18 protein-coding genes and 1 tRNA gene are annotated in these 19,628 nt (G+C 38.5%); 18 read left to right on the plus strand and 1 reads right to left on the minus strand.

Annotated features, from left to right (window positions below; genetic code table 11):
* Positions 1-6 precede the first annotated feature (6 nt).
* The 8 genes from BO15_RS0105655 to BO15_RS0105690 all read left to right on the plus strand — a co-directional run bounded on the left by BO15_RS0105655 (position 7) and on the right by BO15_RS0105690 (position 8,406).
* Entirely contained in the window at positions 7-1,404 is a 1,398-nt protein-coding gene (locus BO15_RS0105655) for an aminopeptidase (RefSeq protein ID WP_033153118.1), read from the plus strand.
* Positions 1,397-2,323 carry a UDP-N-acetylmuramate dehydrogenase gene (murB, locus tag BO15_RS0105660; protein WP_033153120.1) on the plus strand — a complete coding sequence of 309 codons (927 nt, stop codon included), beginning with the start codon at positions 1,397-1,399 and terminating at the stop codon, positions 2,321-2,323. The genes BO15_RS0105655 and murB overlap by 8 nt, the downstream gene beginning before the upstream one ends.
* Positions 2,320-3,192 (plus strand): RNase adapter RapZ, encoded by an 873-nt coding sequence (gene rapZ, locus BO15_RS0105665; RefSeq protein ID WP_033153122.1) that lies wholly within the window; start codon positions 2,320-2,322, stop codon positions 3,190-3,192. The genes murB and rapZ overlap by 4 nt, the downstream gene beginning before the upstream one ends.
* Complete coding sequence (whiA, locus tag BO15_RS0105670; RefSeq protein ID WP_033153124.1) at positions 3,193-4,035, plus strand: DNA-binding protein WhiA; 843 nt, start codon at positions 3,193-3,195, stop codon at positions 4,033-4,035. It begins immediately after the preceding gene.
* Between the two features lie 42 nt (positions 4,036-4,077).
* On the plus strand, positions 4,078-4,326 hold the full coding sequence (locus BO15_RS0105675) for an HPr family phosphocarrier protein (RefSeq protein WP_033153126.1): 249 nt from the start codon (positions 4,078-4,080) through the stop codon (positions 4,324-4,326).
* A gap of 18 nt (positions 4,327-4,344) precedes the next feature.
* On the plus strand, positions 4,345-5,238 hold the full coding sequence (locus BO15_RS0105680; RefSeq protein ID WP_033153127.1) for a diacylglycerol/lipid kinase family protein: 894 nt from the start codon (positions 4,345-4,347) through the stop codon (positions 5,236-5,238).
* 76 nt (positions 5,239-5,314) lie between these two features.
* Positions 5,315-6,178, plus strand: coding sequence for a class II fructose-1,6-bisphosphate aldolase (fba, locus tag BO15_RS0105685; RefSeq protein WP_033153129.1), 864 nt, complete (start codon positions 5,315-5,317; stop codon positions 6,176-6,178).
* 107 nt (positions 6,179-6,285) lie between these two features.
* Positions 6,286-8,406, plus strand: coding sequence for a glutamine synthetase III (locus BO15_RS0105690; RefSeq protein WP_033153136.1), 2,121 nt, complete (start codon positions 6,286-6,288; stop codon positions 8,404-8,406).
* Positions 8,407-8,454: 48 nt separating this feature from the next.
* Here BO15_RS0105690 and BO15_RS0105695 read toward each other — a convergent pair whose 3' ends face one another.
* Positions 8,455-11,046 (minus strand): transglycosylase domain-containing protein, encoded by a 2,592-nt coding sequence (locus BO15_RS0105695; protein WP_052169791.1) that lies wholly within the window; start codon positions 11,044-11,046, stop codon positions 8,455-8,457.
* Between the two features lie 54 nt (positions 11,047-11,100).
* Between BO15_RS0105695 and BO15_RS0105700 the strand changes: the two genes are divergently transcribed.
* The 10 genes from BO15_RS0105700 to ftsX all read left to right on the plus strand — a co-directional run bounded on the left by BO15_RS0105700 (position 11,101) and on the right by ftsX (position 19,612).
* The gene (locus tag BO15_RS0105700; protein ID WP_033153138.1) at positions 11,101-11,754 is read left to right on the plus strand and encodes a YigZ family protein; all 654 of its coding nucleotides are present in this window, start codon (positions 11,101-11,103) and stop codon (positions 11,752-11,754) included.
* Positions 11,755-11,854: 100 nt separating this feature from the next.
* A tRNA-Gln gene (locus BO15_RS0105705) sits at positions 11,855-11,926 on the plus strand.
* 105 nt (positions 11,927-12,031) lie between these two features.
* Positions 12,032-12,730, plus strand: a complete 699-nt coding sequence (locus BO15_RS0105710) for an acyl-[acyl-carrier-protein] thioesterase (RefSeq protein WP_052169792.1) — start codon at positions 12,032-12,034, stop codon at positions 12,728-12,730.
* A complete protein-coding gene (locus BO15_RS0105715; protein WP_033153139.1) occupies positions 12,730-13,554 on the plus strand; it encodes a S1 RNA-binding domain-containing protein in 825 nt (274 codons plus the stop codon). Before BO15_RS0105710 ends, BO15_RS0105715 begins: the two co-directional genes overlap by 1 nt.
* A 13-nt stretch (positions 13,555-13,567) precedes the next feature.
* Positions 13,568-13,942: a RidA family protein gene (locus tag BO15_RS0105720; protein ID WP_033153141.1), complete on the plus strand. Its 375-nt coding sequence runs from the start codon at positions 13,568-13,570 to the stop codon at positions 13,940-13,942.
* A 15-nt stretch (positions 13,943-13,957) separates the two neighbouring features.
* Positions 13,958-14,872 (plus strand): thioredoxin-disulfide reductase, encoded by a 915-nt coding sequence (gene trxB / locus BO15_RS0105725; protein ID WP_033153143.1) that lies wholly within the window; start codon positions 13,958-13,960, stop codon positions 14,870-14,872.
* A gap of 144 nt (positions 14,873-15,016) precedes the next feature.
* The gene (locus tag BO15_RS0105730) at positions 15,017-16,237 is read left to right on the plus strand and encodes an SH3 domain-containing C40 family peptidase (protein WP_033153145.1); all 1,221 of its coding nucleotides are present in this window, start codon (positions 15,017-15,019) and stop codon (positions 16,235-16,237) included.
* A gap of 673 nt (positions 16,238-16,910) precedes the next feature.
* Entirely contained in the window at positions 16,911-17,999 is a 1,089-nt protein-coding gene (locus BO15_RS0105735; RefSeq protein ID WP_033153146.1) for a PucR family transcriptional regulator, read from the plus strand.
* Positions 18,000-18,033: 34 nt separating this feature from the next.
* Positions 18,034-18,714 (plus strand): cell division ATP-binding protein FtsE, encoded by a 681-nt coding sequence (gene ftsE, locus BO15_RS0105740; protein WP_033153148.1) that lies wholly within the window; start codon positions 18,034-18,036, stop codon positions 18,712-18,714.
* On the plus strand, positions 18,704-19,612 hold the full coding sequence (gene ftsX / locus BO15_RS0105745) for a permease-like cell division protein FtsX (RefSeq protein ID WP_033153156.1): 909 nt from the start codon (positions 18,704-18,706) through the stop codon (positions 19,610-19,612). The genes ftsE and ftsX overlap by 11 nt, the downstream gene beginning before the upstream one ends.
* Positions 19,613-19,628 lie beyond the last annotated feature (16 nt).

Here is a 19,628-nt window from a genome sequence, read left to right on the forward strand (position 1 = left end):
GGTTTTATGGAACGCAAGAATGCTTGGAGTAAGTATACTTCAGAAAAAGATAAGAAAAAGGTTATGGCCTTTGGTGAAGACTATAGAAAGTTTTTATCAACATGCAAAACAGAAAGAGAATGTGTTTCATTCTTTGTAGAAAAGGCAGAAAAAGCTGGATTTAAGAATCTTGATGAAGCTATTGCAAGTGGCAAGAAGCTTAAAGCAGGAGATAAGGTTTACGCTGTAAATAAGGGCAAGGAGCTTGCTTTATTTATCGTAGGTTCAGAAGATTTAGAGTCTGGCATGAACATCCTTGGTGCTCATATCGATAGCCCAAGAATGGACTTAAAGCAGAATCCTTTATACGAGGATGCAGATATCGCATTACTTGACACTCACTATTATGGTGGTATCAAGAAATACCAGTGGGTAACTATTCCACTTGCACTTCACGGTGTACTTGTTAAAAAGACAGGTGAAGTAATGCCTGTTAATGTAGGTGAAGATGAGAATGATCCAGTATTTGGTATTTCAGATTTACTTATTCACCTTGCAGCAGACCAGATGGACAAAAAGGGCGCAAAGGTTGTTGAAGGTGAAGACCTCAATGTTATCGTAGGAAGCATCCCAGGCTTTGATAAAAAGGGTGAGAAGGAAAAGGAATCTGTAAAGAAGAATGTTCTCAAGCTTCTCAAGGACAAGTATGATATCGAGGAAGAGGATTTCATTTCAGCAGAAATCGAAGTTGTTCCAGCCGGTCCAGCTAGAGACTTTGGCTTTGATCGTTCGATGATCTTAGGATATGGTCACGATGATAGAGTATGTGCATATTCATCATTTATGGCGCTTATTGATTGCAAAGAAAAATTAAAGAAGACAGCATGCTGCCTTCTTGTAGATAAGGAAGAAATCGGTTCTGTAGGCGCAACAGGTATGGAATCTAGATTCTTCGAGAATATTTTTGCAGAGCTTTACAATCTTACAGGAGACTATTCAGAGCTTAAGCTTCGTAGAGCCCTTACAAACTGCAAGGTACTTTCATCAGATGTATCTGCAGCATTTGATCCAAACTATGCATCGGCATTTGAAAAGAACAATGCAGCATATCTTGGACGTGGTCTTGTATTCAACAAGTACACAGGCGCTAGAGGTAAGAGTGGTTCAAACGATGCATCTGCAGAGTATGTAGCTGATGTACGTAACATCATGGACAAGGACAATGTATTCTGGCAGACAGCTGAGCTTGGTAAGGTTGACCAGGGTGGCGGTGGAACAATCGCATACATTATGGGTAATTACAACATGCAGGTAATTGACTCAGGTGTTGCTGTTCTTTCTATGCACGCTCCATGTGAGATTATTTCAAAGGTTGATTTATACGAAGCATTATTAGGATACGAGGCGTTTATTAAATATGCTTAATGAGAAGTACCAGAAATTAGCAGAAGAATTAAAAGCACAATTTCCAAAATCTTTAATCCTTTTAGAGGAAGAAATGAAAAGTCACACGACTTTTAGAATAGGAGGTCCGGCCGATATTTATATCGAGCCGGATTATGCCGCTATTATTCCTTTAATTCAATTTCTTAAAGAGCAGGAGATTCCATTTATTGTTATAGGAAATGGAAGCAATTTGCTAGTGTCTGATGAGGGAATTGAAGGTGTTGTTATTTCCCTTGGTAAACAATCAAATGACATAACAATCAATGGTGATACAGTGGTTGTAGAAGCAGGAGCTTTGCTTTCAACTGTAGCTAACAAAGCTGCAAAAGCAGGGCTTACTGGAATGGAATTTGCATCAGGAATTCCAGGTTCAATAGGCGGTGCAGTTTTCATGAATGCAGGAGCCTATGGCGGAGAAATGAAGGACATAATTGAATCAGTTCTCATCCTAACATCAGAATTGGAAAAGAAAACTGTTACACCAGAGGAATTATCAATGTCGTATCGTCATTCATCTTTAATGGAAGATGGAGGATATGTTCTTTCTGCTGTTCTAAAGCTCAGTCCGGGAAATCCAGAAGAAATTCAGGCAAGAATTGACGAGATTAAAAAACAGCGCACAGAAAAGCAACCACTGAATTTCCCAAGTGCAGGTTCTACTTTTAAGCGACCAGAGGGATATTTTGCAGGAAAGCTAATTGATGATGCAGGCCTGCGCGGATATACTGTTGGTGGCGCTCAGGTTTCAGAAAAGCATTGTGGTTTTGTGGTAAACAAGGGTGATGCAACAGCAGCTGAAGTTTTGCAATTAATGTCAGATGTTAATGATAAAGTATTTAATAAATTTGGAGTTCATTTGGTTCCAGAGGTTCGAATCATAGGGAGGAACGTGAATTGAAGCTATTAATTCTAACTGGAATGTCAGGTGCAGGAAAAAACACAGCATTTAAAATGCTGGAGGATATGGGCTATTATTGCATGGACAATCTTCCAATCCAATTGTTAAAGAGTGTTGTCGAATTGGCTGAAAATGGCGCTTTTGACCAAAAGATTGTTGTTGGAATAGATGTCCGTAATGGTAGAGCTATGAAACTTTTGCCTGATATTTTGCAGGAATTAGACAACGACAATAAACATTTTTCTATTCTGTTCTTGGATGCAGAGGATGATGTATTAATTAAACGATACAAAGAGACTAGACGTAATCATCCACTTTCTGGTAGAGAAAGAATTGCAGCAGGCATTCAGCAAGAAAGAGAGTCAATCGGATTTTTACGTGATGAGGCAGACTATGTTATCGACACAACTCACCTTTTAACAAGAGAGTTAAAGGAAGAGCTTGAAAAGATATTTGTTGATGATGCAGATTACAAGAGCCTTTTCGTAACTATCATTTCATTTGGATTTAAGTACGGAATTCCAGAAGATGCTGATTTGGTTTTTGACGTAAGATTTTTACCTAACCCATACTATGATACAGATCTTAGGCCGTTTACAGGAAACGACCAGCCAATTAAGGATTTCGTTTTAAAATATGAGGAGTCTCAGATTTTCTTAGAGAAAACAACTGACTTAATCAAGTTCCTGATTCCTAACTATATAAAAGAAGGAAAAAATCAGCTTGTTATTGCAGTTGGATGTACAGGCGGAAAGCACAGAAGTGTATGCCTGGCAGATGAGATTTTTGAGGCACTAAATCATGATGAGTCTTATGGACTTAAAATTGAGCATCGTGATATAGGCAAGGATGCTTTGAGAGGAAAATAATTGTCATTTTCAAAAGAGGTAAAAGAGGAACTCTTTTCTGTTATTCCTAAAAGCCGTCACTGTATGGTTGCTGAAATGTCTGGCATTTTTCTCATGGAAGGATTAAATGCATTTCAGAACTATTCAGATGAACCATTAAACAGAAAAGTCTTTACTTTATTAAATAAAACACTTAATATAGGAAAAGATGTCACAGCACTGTCTACTGATGTCTTATTGGAGACTAAAAAAATGCTTAAGCTATCTGATGATAGCAAAGTAGCAAACGATTTAGTTATCCAGCAGCCATGCTGCAAGCGTTCATTCATAAGAGGAGCGTTTTTAGCAGCTGGTTCCATTTCAGACCCTAATAAGGGATATCATTTTGAGATAGTATGCAACGAAGAAGCTATGGCTTCGCAGCTAACAAAGGTTATGAACACATTCGATGTGGAAGCAAAATATGTTAGCAGAAATGGTAAATATGTTGTATACCTCAAAGAGGGCGCACAAATCGTAGAAATATTACGAGTTATGGAAGCTGCTCATTCTGTTATGGAACTAGAAAACATTAGAGTAGTTAAAGAAGTGCGAGGCACAATCAATCGAAAAGTCAATTGCGAGACTGCAAATATAGGCAAAACAGTTAATGCAGCTGTTAGGCAAATCGAGGCAATCCGCCTTTTGGATGAAAAGGTGGGGCTTGATACATTGCCACCGCAGCTACAGGAAATTGCCCAAGTCAGACTTGATAATCCAGACACACCGCTAGGAGCCTTAGGACAGTACTTAGATCCACCTATAGGCAAGTCAGGGGTTAATCATCGATTGAAAAAGCTGGTTCAAATGGCAGAACAGTTATAGCATACCAGCAATAGGTTTTATTTAGTTTTTCAGGAGGACGTCATGCAGAAAGAAGTTACTATTCAGATGTCAAATTCAATGGAAGCTACACCAATAGCACACCTTGTGCAGTTAGCTAACCAGTTTGCAAGCTCAATCTATTTTGAGATGGATGAAAAGAAGGTTAATGCTAAAAGTATTATGGGTATGATGAGTTTGGTATTAGCTTCAGGATCAAAGGTAGTTATTGATGCTACAGGAGATGATGAAGAAAAGGCTGTCACAGAACTTGCTGATTTCCTTACAAAATAAATTATTATCGAGGGATATATGTCAAAAAGATTATTATTTATTATCAATCCACGCTCTGGTAAAGGGCAGATAAAAGAACATCTGGCTGACATTCTGGATATAATGATTAAGGCTGGCTATCAGGTTAGTGTACACATTACACAGGCTGGTGGCGATGCAACAAGACAGACAATAGAACAGTCCAAGAATTTCGATAGAATCGTTTGCTCTGGTGGTGATGGAACACTTGATGAAGTGGTTACTGGTATGATGCAGTTAGATCCATCAGAAAGAAAACCAATTGGGTATATTCCAGCTGGTTCTACAAACGATTTTGGAAATTCACTTGGTATAGATAAGAACATGTTAAATGCAGCGCAGATTAGTGTTTCTGATAAACTATTTCCATGTGATATAGGTAGATTCAATTCAGATTCATTTGTATATGTGGCTGCATTTGGTATTTTTACAGAAGTTTCTTATGCTACATCACAGGATTTGAAAAATCTTTTGGGGCATGCCGCATATATAATCGAAGGTGCAAAGCAGCTTCGCGATATCCCATCATTCCGCATGCAGGTGGAATACGATGGCAATGTTATATATGATGAATTTATATACGGCATGATTACAAATTCTAAGTCTGTCGGTGGTTTTCAGGGTATCATAAGAGGAAATATTGGATTAAACGATGGTGTGTTTGAAGCTACATTAATCAAAATGCCTCGTAATCCAATGGAGCTTAATGAAATCCTAGGCTTTATGACTGGTATTATTCCAGATTCAGAGATGGTATACAGTTTCCAAACTAGCGAAATTAAGTTTACATGTAGTGAAGATGTCCCATGGACATTGGACGGAGAATTCGGTGGTAATCACAAGGTTGTTAGCGTCGTAGACGAGAACAGTGCCCTTGAAATAGCTATTGAATAGAATTTTACGTTATGTTAAAATTTGCGGTAGATGGGGTTCTTTAGAACCCAAAAACGATTATATGGAGGATATAATTATGTTAGTTTCTGCAAAAGAAATGCTTGATAAAGCAAAAGCAGGCCACTATGCAGTTGGTCAGTTCAACATTAATAACCTTGAGTGGACAAAAGCCATTCTTCTTACAGCTCAGGAGCTTAACTCACCTGTAATCCTTGGTGTATCTGAGGGTGCTGGTAAGTACATGACAGGCTTCGGTACAGTAGCTGCTATGGTTAAGGCTATGGACGAGGAGCTCGGAATTACAGTTCCTGTAGCACTTCACCTTGATCATGGTACATACGAAGGATGCTACAAGTGCATCAAAGCTGGTTTCACATCAATCATGTTTGATGGTTCACACTATCCATTCGAGGAGAACCTTGCAAAGTCTACAGAGCTTGTTAATGTTGCTCACGGACTTGGCCTTTCTATCGAGTGCGAAGTTGGTTCAATCGGTGGTGAAGAAGATGGTGTTGTAGGTATGGGCGAGTGCGCTGATCCTAACGAGTGCAAGACAATCGCTGACCTTGGTGTAGATATGCTTGCAGCAGGTATCGGTAACATCCACGGTAAGTACCCAGAGAACTGGCAGGGACTTTCTTTCGAGACACTTGATGCTATTCAGCAGAAGACAGGTGCTATGCCACTCGTACTTCACGGTGGTACAGGTATCCCAGCTGATATGATCAAGAAGGCTATCGAGCTTGGTGTTTCAAAGATCAACGTTAACACAGAGTGCCAGCTTTCATTTGCTGACGCTACACGTAAATATATTGAGGCTGGTAAGGACCTTGAGGGTAAGGGCTTCGATCCACGTAAGCTTTTAGCTCCTGGTACAGATGCTATCAAGGCAACAGTTAAAGAAAAGATGGAACTTTTCGGTTCAGTTGGAAAGGCTTAATCGGTTTGCCCGATTTAGCTTTCTTATGAGCTTTATGGAAGACAATCGGTGGGGATCCTTGCTGATTGTCTTTCTTTATATATGTTATGGGAAAGGATACTTTATAAATGGAAGAATATTTTAATGTGGCAGACATCTTTGGAGAAAATGTATTTAACGATACAGTTATGCAGGAACGACTTCCAAAGAAGACTTATCAGAAGCTTAAGCAGACTATTCTTGCAGGAGAAGAGCTTGATTTAGAGACTGCTGATGTTATTGCACACGAAATGAAGGAGTGGGCTATTGAGAAGGGTGCAACCCACTACACACATTGGTTCCAGCCACTTACAGGTATTACAGCAGAAAAGCATGATTCATTCATTTCTGCTCCATTACCAAGTGGTAAGGTGCTTATGAGCTTCTCTGGTAAAGAGCTTATAAAAGGTGAGCCAGATGCATCATCGTTCCCTTCAGGAGGACTTAGAGCCACATTTGAGGCAAGAGGATATACAGCTTGGGATCCAACATCTCCAGCATTTGTTAGACAGGATGCAGCAGGTGCAACACTTTGCATTCCTACAGCTTTCTGTTCATATACAGGAGAAGCATTGGACCAGAAAACACCTTTGCTTCGTTCTATGGAAGTTTTATCAGAGCAGGCAATCAGACTTCTTAGATTATTTGGTAACACAAATTCTAAGCGTGTAATTCCTTCAGTTGGTGCTGAGCAGGAATACTTCCTAATTGACCGTGAAATGTATCTTGCCCGTAAGGATTTAATGTATACAGGTCGTACACTCTTTGGTGCAATGCCACCTAAGGGACAGGAAATGGACGACCATTACTTTGGTTCGATTCCAGAGCGAATTGAGGCCTATATGCGTGATGTTAATATTGAGCTTTGGAAGCTTGGCGTTTCATCTAAAACACAGCATAATGAGGTTGCTCCAGCTCAGCACGAGCTTGCACCAATCTATGCACAGTGCAACGTTGCAGTAGATCACAACCAGATTATCATGGAGACACTTAGAAAGGTTGCAAACCGTCATGGTTTACAGTGCCTCCTCCATGAAAAACCATTCGCAGGCGTAAATGGTTCAGGTAAGCATGATAACTGGTCACTTGTTACAGACGATGGAATCAATCTTTTTGAGCCAGGTAAATCACCACATGAGAACATCCAGTTCTTGCTTGTGCTTTGCCTTGTTCTTAAGGCTGTTGATTTACATGCAGATCTTCTTCGTGAGTCTGCATCAGACGTTGGTAATGATCACAGATTAGGTGGAAATGAAGCGCCTCCTGTAATCATCTCTGTATACCTTGGAGAGCAGCTGGAGGACGTTTTAAGACAGCTCATCTCTACTGGTACAGCTACTAAGTCAAAGAAGGGTGAAAAGCTTGCTACAGGCGTTAAAACGCTTCCTGACTTTAGAAAAGATGCAACAGATAGAAACCGTACATCACCATTTGCATTTACTGGAAACAAGTTCGAATTCAGAATGGTTGGTTCACAGGATTCAGTTGGTGAGCCAAACGTAGTTTTAAACACAATCATGGCAGAGGCACTTTGCGAGGCTTGTGATGAGCTTGAGAAAGCAAAGGATTTTGATAGCGCAGTTCATGACATGATAAAGAAGCTTGCTACAGAGCATCAGCGTATCGTATTTAACGGAAATGGATACGGAGAAGAGTGGATTGAGGAAGCAAAGAAGAGAGGCTTGCCAAGCATCAATTCTTTAGTAGAGGCAATTCCAGCTCTTACAACAGATGCAACAGTTTCAATGTTTGAAAAGTTTGGAGTATTCTCAAAGGTAGAGCTTGAGTCACGTGCTGAAATCGAATACGAGCAGTACATCAAGTCAATCAACATCGAAGCAAAGACTATGATAGACATGGCTTCTAAGCAGATTATTCCAGCTGTAATAGGCTATGCTACAGAGCTTGGACTTTCTATTGGTACAATTCAGGATGCTTGTCCTGAGGCCGATGTAAGCACTCAGAAGGAACTTCTCATTAAGGTATCTAATTATCTACGTGAGGCAAAGGAAGCCCTTGTAAAGCTCAAAGAGACAAACAATAAGGCATATACTATGAAGGCTTCTAGCTGCGAAAAAGCCAACTTCTACCACGATGAAGTTATAAAGGCTATGGAAGAGCTTCGTGCTCCTGTAGATGCCTTAGAAATGATTGTAGACAAAGAATGCTGGCCAATGCCTAGCTATGGAGATATGATTTTCGAAGTATAAAATAAAGCAAACAAAAAAGAGCTCAAACGAGCTCTTTTTTTATGCATATTATTCGCCACCAATTACTTGAATAGTTCCTTCACTGCCTCCTGAAGAATCACTTGTTGTGGATGATGAACCACCGATTACACCAGTATTTGGCATTTGGTATCCACCATGATATGGACAATATGTTCCGAAGGTGGCTGCATCAACTCCGTATGCTTCATCAGCAGTTCCGGCAGCTGCGCCTACGATAAATACTCCTGAGTAGGCAGGACATTCTGAATTTGCAAACATGTGTGACTGAGTACATACAGTACCGAGATAATGCTTATCACAGTATTCTGTAGGCTCGGTGCCCTCCTCAAAGTATTCTGTGTAAACCATAGAACCACGAGGGTCACAGTCACACACACCATCGATAGCAAGTTTACCGGATTTTTTACATACCTGTGCGGTCACGATACCATCAGGCATTGTAAAGTCTTTTGCTGACAGACTCTCGTGAATACGGCTCATTACAGCTTTCCAAATAACTTTAGAGTAGGTTGTGTAGCTTTGAGGTGTATTATCGTCAAATCCGCCCCAAATAACGCCTGTATAGTATGGAGTGAAGCCTGCAAAGACTGTATCACGATTCTTTGTTGTAGTACCGGATTTGCCGGCTACAGCAATACCATTTACATCAAAGTTGGCAGCTTTACCTGTGCCTGAAGTCATAACGTCTTCCATAGCACTTGTAAGCAACCAAGCAGTTGTTTCTTTTAATACTCTGGTTGAAGTGTTATCTCTGTTATCAAGAATTATATTTCCCTGATGATCAACTACAGTAGTGTAGAAGATTGGTGAGTTATATTCGCCGCCATTTGCGATTGTAGCATATGCAGATGTTAGGTCTACATTAGTAACACCATTTGTGATACCACCAAGGGCAAGGGCCTGGTTATTATCGCCATCAGTTAAAGTTGTAATTCCTAAATCTTTTGCATATTGGAAGCCAAGGCTTGTTCCGATATCACCCATTACCTCGACAGTAACAACGTTGATAGAGTTTGTAATGGCTGTTCTGATATTGGTCCAGCCAAGGTATGTGTTGTTGTAGTTTTTAAGTGATGTGCCATCAGCATATGTAGTAGGCATATCATTTTCTACTGATGCAAGTGTCATTCCGCCAGCATCAAGTGCTGCAGCATAACAAGCAATAACCTTGAATGTAGAACCTGGTTGACGAGTAATGCCTGTTGCTCTGTTAAGGGTTTTGGCAGCTGTTTTATCTCCACGACCACCAACCATTGCAACAACCTGACCAGTATACTGATCGATAATTGTCATAGCAGCTTGAGGCTGAAGTGTGTATGTTACAGATTCTCCAGCGATTTCATCCCCATCTTCCATGATGGCTGCTTTGTATTCTTCGATTGCAGCAGCTGCTTCCTCTTTGGTATCAAACTCAAGAGTATAACCAGAGTTGCTTGACTGATAATAAGAAAGCATTGTTGTGTCAGAATAATTGGCTGTGGAGCCATCTGATTTTGTAATGGTCAATCTGTAGGAGAATGAATACTTTTCAATTCCTTTGTAGTTATCAGTATTGTTAACTTCTTCCTCTACTATATTTTGGATTGAAGTATCCTGTGTAGAGTAGATTGAAAGACCACCTGAATATAATAGTGAATATGCTTCAGTTTCAGTGTAACCAAGTCTTGTTTGTAAATCTTCTATAACTTCATCTGTTAGTGCATCAACAAAATAAGAAGTTGATGATGTAGAAATTTCGGTGTTAAGTACCTGGATTCTATCGTAAACATCATCTGCGAGAGCTGTTTCGTATTCACTTTCTGTAATATACCCTTGATCCAACATGTTTTTGAGGACTTTTTTGCGTCGAGTTGCATTTTCCTCAGGATGAGAAATTGGATTGTATTTTGTTGGGTTTTGAGTGATTCCAGCAATAACAGCACATTCTGAAAGAGTTAAATCTGAAACAGATTTATTAAAGTATCTCTCGGCTGCTGCCTCAACACCAAGAGTGTTCTGGCCTAAGTTGATACTATTAAGATAGTTCTCTAAAATAACATCTTTACTAACAATTTTCTCAAGCTGAACAGCTAAGTACTGTTCTTGGATTTTACGATTAATACTATCAAGCTTAGTACGCTCAGATGTCCATGTGGTGAAATAGTTATTCTTTAACAGCTGTTGGGTGATTGTACTGGCACCCTGAGTAAAATGAAAACCATCAAGGATACCTTGCATTGCTGCTCTTATAATACCCTGTGGATCAATTCCGTTGTGCTCGTAGAATCGAGCATCTTCAATTGCAACGAAAGCATGCTGCAAATCGATAGGAATATTATCTAAAGTAACATAGGTTCTATTGGCACCTGTTGATGCTAAGGTTTCGATTTCATTTCCATCTGAATCATAAACTGTACTCATGTAACCAGTTGGTGAGATATCTATTGTGGATACATCTGGAAGCTGGTCAATGAGATTCTTTGCATAGAGGTAAGCAAAAATACCACCAGCTATGACTACAGAGACGATGCATATCAGCGAAATACGAATAATGGCCAATCCGGCACTGTGACGTTTTCGCTTCTTACGTCCTGAAAGCTTAGCGGACTGCTTAGCTGCATTTTCTTTTCCGTAATTCATAATAACCTCCAATTTAGACTTCATTATACCAAAATTATCACTTATAATAAACCTATGGAAAATAAGACTTTTAGAATTGTATATGAAGGCGGAACAGGGGAGATAGAAGAGAAGAAATCGAGATTTATTGCTCATATTTGCCCTGTTACATCTGAAAAAGAGGCTGTAGATTTTATTTCCGCAAAAAAGAAAGAGTTCTGGGATGCAAGGCATAATTGCTCAGCCTTTTTAATAGGAGAAAACAACGAAATTACAAGATGTAATGATGATGGGGAGCCTGCGCAAACTGCAGGTCGACCAATGTTGGATGTTCTTCTTAGAGAGAATATTCATAATTGTGTGGTAGTGGTAACTCGTTATTTTGGTGGAGTTCTTTTGGGGACAGGTGGACTCGTACGGGCATATCAGTCAGCTGTTCAGGAAGGACTAAAAAATTGCAAACTTCTTGAACCCAAAGATGGATATCCATGTGAAATAAAAACAGATTATAATGGCTATGGAAAAATAGAATATGTTCTCAGAGAAAATAATCTTCCGATTTTAAATACAGAATTTGGAGCAGAAGTAATAATTTCATCTGTAGTAGAATGTAATTTCAAAGAAAATCTAGAAAAAATTGTTGCAGACAAAACGGCAGGAAATGCCGAAATTACGTGGGATTCTCAGGTTAAATTCGATATTTTAGATGGCCAGATTTTAAAATTTTAAAAAAAGTTGAAAAAAGTGCTTGCTATTTTAAAATCTATGCTCTATAATAGCATTCGTTGACGCGGTAAAGCAGTTAAACAAAGCGCTCAGCGAATAATATTGGCCCATCGCCAAATGGTAAGGCAACGGACTCTGACTCCGTCATTTCAAGGTTCGAATCCTTGTGGGCCAGCTAAGACCTAAGCATTAGCTTAGGTCTTTTTTTTACCTGAAATTTATGGAACAAATCAAACTGTTAATATATAATATTTGCTAACGGTGGTTTTGGAGGTAAGTGATGTATTCATATCAGGACAGAATTAAATACAGCGAAGTTGATGCAAATCTTGATCTCACATATTTCGGCTTAGTTAATTACATGCAAAACTGTAGCTGCTTTCATTCTGATGATGTAGGCGTTGGTGTATATTATTTAGCTCCTAAAAAATTAGGTTGGTTTGTGACAAGCTATGAAATACATATTAAAAGATTGCCAAGGTATTCAGAGAAAGTAAAGGTATGCACATGGCCATATCAGGTTAGAGGCATGATGGCGCATCGTCTTTACTCAATCGAAACCGAGGATGGAGAGGTTTTGGTTTATGCAGATTCCCTCTGGGTACTTATGGATTTGGATAAGCTCAAGCCATCCAGATTTACAGAAGAAATTGCAAAGGCTTATCCAGAGGATGCAAGCTTGCCTCAGTTTAATATAGAGCGCAAAAAGCTTAGGCTTAGCACAGATATAGAAAAGGTTGGAGAGTTTACAGTTACAGACAGATATCTAGACACAAACAACCACATGAATAACTCTCACTACATAGATGTCACTCGCTATTATTTACCAGAGCAGTCATTCAATACAATCAATATCAACTATAAAAAAGCAGCATTGTTAGATGACAAGCTAGATGTGTACATAGGAAAAATAGAAGAGGGATATCAGGTAGTCCTCAAAAAAGAAGATGAAGTTTATACAATAGTGGAGTACAAATAATGAAATTAGGCGAAATACAAGTTTTAAAAATAGAGAAGAAGGTTGAATTTGGTGTTTATCTTTCAGATGGAACAGAAAGAGTTCTTTTGCCAAAGAAGCAGGTTCCAGAGAATGCCAAAATCGGAGATGAGATAAAGGTATTTGTATACAAGGATTCTAAAGATAGATTAATCTGTACAACAAATACTCCAAAGCTTACCTTTGGACAGATGGGTGTGCTTTCAGTTAGCCAGGTTAATAAAGTAGGCGCATTCCTTGATTGGGGATTAGAAAAGGATTTATTCCTTCCTTTCAAGGAAATGACAAAGCAGCCATCTGAAGGTGACGAGATTTTAGTTAGAGTCTACATCGATAAAAGTCAGCGTCTTTGTGCCAGCATGAAGGGCTTATACGAGATGCTTTCTACAAAGCCTCCATATCAGGTGGGGGATGAAGTAGAGGCTAGAATATACGAATTTGGCCATGACTTTGGTACATTTGTTGCTATCGAGGATAAATATTCTGCAATGATTCCAAAGCATGAGGATACAAGCAAGTACCGAGTTGGCGATGTTCTTATGGTTCGCATCACAGGCATCAAAGAAGACGGTAAATGCGATGTTACAATTAGAGATAAAGCATACATCCAAATGGAAGATGATGCAGAAGCTTTGCTTGACTTAATTGATAGCTATGCTGGTGTATTGCCATTCTCAGAAAAGGCATCACCAGAAGTTATAAAAAGGGAAACAGGTCTTTCAAAAGCAGCGTTCAAGCGCGCTATTGGAAGACTCTACAAGGAAAGAAAGATTTCCTTAGTAGATGGAAAGATACGCAAACTATAAGGAGGACATACTTATGAAAAATGTAATCTCAACAACAGCTGCGCCAGCGGCAATTGGCCCATATTCACAGGCCATCGAGGTAAATGGAATGGTTTATACATCAGGTATCATTCCAGTTGATCCAGAAACAGGTGTTATTCCTGAAGGTGCTGCAGCACAGGCTGACAGAGTATTCAAGAGCATGAGTGCTCTATTAGAGGCAGCTGGTACATCCATGGGAAACGTTGTTAAAACAACAGTCTTTATTAAAAATATGGATGATTTCGCAGCAATTAATGAAGTATATGCAAAGTACTTCCCAGAGCCATTTCCAGCTCGTTCATGTATTGAAGTTGCTCGCATTCCTAAGGATGTTCTCTTGGAAGCAGAGGCAATTGCAATCAAATAAAATCGGAGAAGTGTTATGGTTTATGATGTTATTGTTATAGGAGCGGGGCCTGCTGGCCTTGCTGCTGGAATATATGGTAAGCGAGCTGGCTATAATATTCTTGTTTTAGACACAAGTTCTATCAGCGGTGGTCAGATACTCAACACATATGAGGTAGATAATTATCCTGGTATTCCTGGAGTATCAGGTACAGAGCTTGCAGATGCTATGAAAAAGCATTGTGAAAAGCTTGGCGTGGAGTTTGCCAGAGGCCGTGTTTCTTCCATTGTAGATAATGGTGAAATAAAAGAGCTTATTACTAAGAAAGAAAATTTCCAGACAAAGACAGTTATTATTGCTACAGGTGCTACAAACAGAAAGCTTGGATGTCCTGGTGAGGATGAGTTTTCAGGCATGGGCGTTTCTTACTGCGCTACATGTGATGGTGCATTTTTCAAAGATAAGGTAGTAGCAGTTGTTGGCGGTGGAGATGTAGCCCTCGAGGATGCAGCTTACCTAGCTAGGACCTGCAAAAAAGTTTATCTTATTCATAGAAGAGATGAGTTTAGAGGAGCAGTAGTTTTACAAAATCAGATTAAATCTCTTGATAATGTAGAATTGGTATTAGATTCAACCGTGGAATCTATAATCGGAAAAGATTCTGTTGAAAAACTTCTTATAAAGAATAAGAAAACAGATGAAGAAAAAGAATTGGAAGTAGAAGGTGTATTTATTGCAGTTGGTACAGTGCCTAACACCAAAACTATTTCTGGTCTTCCTTCATTAGATGATAGAGGTTATATAATTGCAGGTGAAACATGCGAAACTGATATTCCAGGAGTATTTGCAGCAGGAGATGTTAGAACCAAGCAATTACGTCAGGTAATTACTGCAACCGCTGATGGGGCGAATGCAATAACATCTATAACCAATTATTTAAATTTAAAATAGTTTACTAAAATGTTACAAACTCAACATATTTTCAGATTATTGGAAAATGTAAGGTTAAATCGGACTTGACACATTTACTGTTAGATTATATAATGACAACAGTTGTAATAAGTTTGTAACAAATTCGGAGGTTTTTTTTACAGAATGAATTCAAAAATGACAAAAGCTGTTAGTTATACACTTGCTGCTTGTGTTGTTGTTTCAAGCCTTTCATTTAGCGCTAGTGCTGCTACAGCTACATCAGGTGTCAGCGCATTATCTAGTGCAACAGGCGTTTTAGAAACAACAGACTACACTGCTTTCGCAGGTGCACAGCTTTCAGTTAATGATATGATTGCAAATGCAAATATACTTGCTGCAGAATCACAGTTAGCAGACAACGAAGCTAGTACAGTTGCTGCTTCTGAGGAAAATCCATATGCAGATATTGCAATTGCTCAGGTAGATAATTACGTATATATCCGTGAGTCGGCATCAGCTGATAGCGATTATGTCGGAAAGTTATATAACAACTCAGCTGCTACAGTTTCTGAAACTGTTGAGGCAGAGGATGGTACATGGTTACTTATCACATCTGGCGATGTTACAGGTTATGTAAAGAGTGAATATGTAGTTCAGGGTGATCAGGAACTTGCAAAAGAAGTTTCAAGACGCTTAGCCACAGTTAAGACAACTACTCTTTATGTTCGTGAAGAAGCTACTACAGAATCCGATATCATCGATTTGATTCCTGTAGGCGATGACCTTACAGTTATTGATGAGTCAATGGCTGATACAGGTTGGGTAAAGGTTACATGTAACGCTGGTGAAGGTTATGTCAGCACAGATTACGTTGATCTTTCAACAGACTTTACAGTAGCAGAGTCTAAGAACGCTGAAATCGCACGAATAGCAAAAGAAGAGGAAGAAAAGAAAGCGGCTCAGGAAGCAGCTAAGAAAGCTACTCAGGCAGCAGCTGCAGTTGAGAAAGCAAACTCTTCATCATCTTCTTCATCAAGCAAGTCATACTCAGCTCCTTCTGGTACTGATGGAAGCTCAGTTGTTGCTTATGGTTCACAGTTTGTTGGTAACCCATATGTTTACGGTGGATCTTCTCTTACAAACGGAACAGACTGTTCAGGATTTGTAATGAGCGTTTACTCAGCATTTGGTGTTAGCCTACCTCATTCATCAAGTGCTCTTCGTAGCGCTGGTTATGGAGTATCTTATGATGAGATGCAGCCAGGTGATATCGTTTGTTACTCAGGTCATGTTGGTATTTATGCTGGTAACGGTCAGTTACTTCATGCATCTACATACAGAACTGGTATTACATACTCAAATGTAAACTACAAGCAGATTCTTGCAATAAGAAGAATCTTCTAATTAAAGAATTTTGAGGCACCGCATTAGGCGGTGCCTTTTTTATGGTAAAACTTTCTCTTCTTGTGCTAAATTGAGAAATGTTATATTGTGAATCCGTATATATAGAACAATTAAAATAATAATATTTATAATAATTTGAAGATAATTGTCAGAAAACTTATTTTGCAAACCATGAAGCGTTTAGTGAAAATTTGCACAAAAACAGAAATTGTTAAACTAGAATATAATTTCAGACAATGTGGAAATGAAATAATTTTTCAACAAAAAATCACACAATCATCACGTAAAATCGGACTTGTAAACCATTTATCCACTTTATCCACAGAAAATGTGAACGAATCTTAAAAGTTATCCACAATTTACAAGAACGCTTGTTTTGGCCTAAATCAACAAAACTTGTAAAATTGCTTAATATGCTTGACTTTAGAAGAGAAGAAAAAATATCTGAATACACTGTATATTTTCTGACAATAATGCAAGTTGATTCTCTGTTCACAAAAGCTCCACACAATCATAATTTTATGGCTAGTTGTGAATTTGCATAAATAAATGTAAGTTTGCTATTTCATTTTTTGGTTATTTATATTAGAATGAGCATAGGTTATGTGAATTTGTATGCAAAAAAAGGTTTTGACATTGTTAATATTGCATAGTTAATCAGGAGGTACGACCTATGATTTCTAATCAAATCATGCAAAATACAATTGAAGGATTACATCAGCTTACAAAAGTAGATTTAGCAGTTACTGATTCTGACGGTGTTGTATGCGCATCTACTTTTAATGATACAGCCCAGTTTGCAGATGCTATAGCTGTATTTGCTGCATCTGAGGCAGATAGTCAGGTTGCTTTAGGATATCACTTCTTCAAGGTATTTGATGATCAGCAGTTGGAATTTGTTATTTTAGCCAAAGGGGATGATGAAGAGGCATCGACTGTTGGAAAGATTGCTGCTTTCCATGTACAGGAATTAATGATTGCTTATAAGGAGCGTTTTGATAAGGATAACTTTATTAAGAATTTGCTTCTCGACAACTTACTTCTTGTTGATATCTACAATCGCTCTAAGAAGCTTCATGTGGATATTAATGCACGAAGAGTTGTTATGATTGTTGAAGTTGGGCCTGATAAAGACGGCGACGAGCTTGATAGAGTTCGTTCAGTATTTGGTGGCAAGACAAAGGACTTTGTAACAGCCGTTGATGAGCACAATATTATTGTAGTTAAGGAACTTGGGGAGAACGATACATTCGAGGATGTAGATAAAATTGCTGCAGTTATAATCGATGCATTCCACGATAAAGATAATAAAAACATTCGCGTTTCTTATGGTACTGTTGTTGGCGAAATCAAGGAAGTCTCTCGTTCTTACAAAGAAGCTTCTATGGCTATGGATGTTGGTAAAATTTTCTTTAATGAGAAGAAAATCATTGCCTACTCAGCCCTTGGAATAGGACGTCTTATTTATCAGTTACCTATTCCACTTTGCAAGATGTTTATATCAGAAATTTTCGACAACAAATCTCCTGATGATTTTGACGAAGAGACTCTTACAACTATTGATAAATTCTTTGAAAATAGCTTAAATGTATCTGAGACATCTAGACAGTTATACATTCACAGAAATACTCTTGTATATCGTCTTGATAAGCTTGAAAAGAGCACAGGATTGGATTTAAGAGTTTTTGAAGATGCAATCACTTTCAAAATTGCTTTGATGGTTGTAAAATACATGAAGTATATGGAAGATGAAAAATTCTAAGTACACTTAGTTTTATAGAAATGAGGTATTGATATTGATACGATTAGATCATGTTAGTAAATCGTATGAAGTTGGTAAACCAGCTTTGGAAGATGTTACAATACACATTGATCCAGGCGAGTTTGTATTCGTAGTGGGCGATAGTGGTTCAGGTAAATCCACCCTGATTAGATTGTTATTAAAGGAATTAGAGCCTACAAAAGGAAAAATCTATATTAATGGTCAGGACCTTAAAAAGGTTACACATAAAAAGATTCCAATGTATCGTAGAAATGTTGGAGTTGTATTCCAGAACTTCAGACTTTTGCCTGATAGAAATGTCTACGAAAATGTTGCCTTTGCAATGAAAGTTGTAGAGTCATCAAACAGAGAAATAAAAAAGAAAGTTCCAACTATGCTTTCATTAGTTGGACTTGCAGCTAAATACAAATCTCGTCCAAGCCAGCTTTCTGGTGGAGAGCAGCAGCGTGTAGCTATTGCTAGAGCTCTTGTAAACGAGCCAAAGATTATCCTTGCAGATGAGCCTACAGGAAATCTTGATAGCGATAATACATGGGAAATCATGCGTCTTTTGGACGAAATCAATCAAAGGGGAACAACTGTAGTAGTAGTTACCCACAATATGGAAATAGTTAGAGCAATGAATAAACGAGTTATCACCATCAAAAAAGGCGTGGTAGTTAGTGATGTTGGAGGTGATGACTATGAAGATTAGTACACATATTTACAACATCGGCCAAGGTTTGAAAAACGTTTGGCGAAATAAAATGTTTTCTCTGGCGTCAATTGCAACAATGACAGCCTGTATTTTTTTGTTTGGTATATTTTATTCATTAGGAACAAACTTCCAAGCAATGGTTAAATCGGCAGAGGAAGGTGTAGCGGTTACAGTTTTCTTTGATGAGGGAATCTCACAGACACGCATAGACGAAATAGGAGAAGAGATTTCAAAACGCCCAGAGGTATCAAGCTATGATTTCATATCAGCTGATCAGGCCTGGGAAGAATACAAAGAAGAATATTTCGGAGGTAACGAAGATTTAGCAGCAGGATTTGCAGACGACAATCCTCTTGCAAATTCAGCAAACTACGAAATCTATCTTAGTGATGTTTCGATGCAGTCTACCTTGGTTTCATTCCTTGAAGGACTTGATGGAGTACGTCAGGTAAATAAATCAGAAGTGGCTGCTAAAACACTTACAGATATTAATAAAGCTATTACAATTGTATCAATGGCTATCGTAATTATTCTTCTTGCAGTATCAGTATTCTTGATTAGTAATACTGTAATGGTTGGTATTTCTGTTCGAAGAGAAGAAATTGCTATCATGAAATTAATCGGTGCTAAGGATGCATTCGTTAGACAGCCATTCGTTGTTGAAGGTGTGTTTATCGGATTAATTGGTTCAGCTATACCACTTATCCTTTTGTATTTTATCTACGGCAAGGTAATTGAGTATGCTACATCAGAGTTTAATTTCCTTAGTAGCATGGTATCCTTCATACCAATCGAGACTATATTCAATACACTAGTGCCAATTTCATTAGTACTTGGTATTGGTATCGGCTGGTTTGGTTCACGAGTAACCTTGCATAAGCATCTTAGAGTCTAGTATAATATTTGAAGTT

Source organism: Pseudobutyrivibrio ruminis HUN009 (assembly GCF_000703005.1).
Lineage (GTDB): Bacteria > Bacillota > Clostridia > Lachnospirales > Lachnospiraceae > Pseudobutyrivibrio > Pseudobutyrivibrio ruminis_A.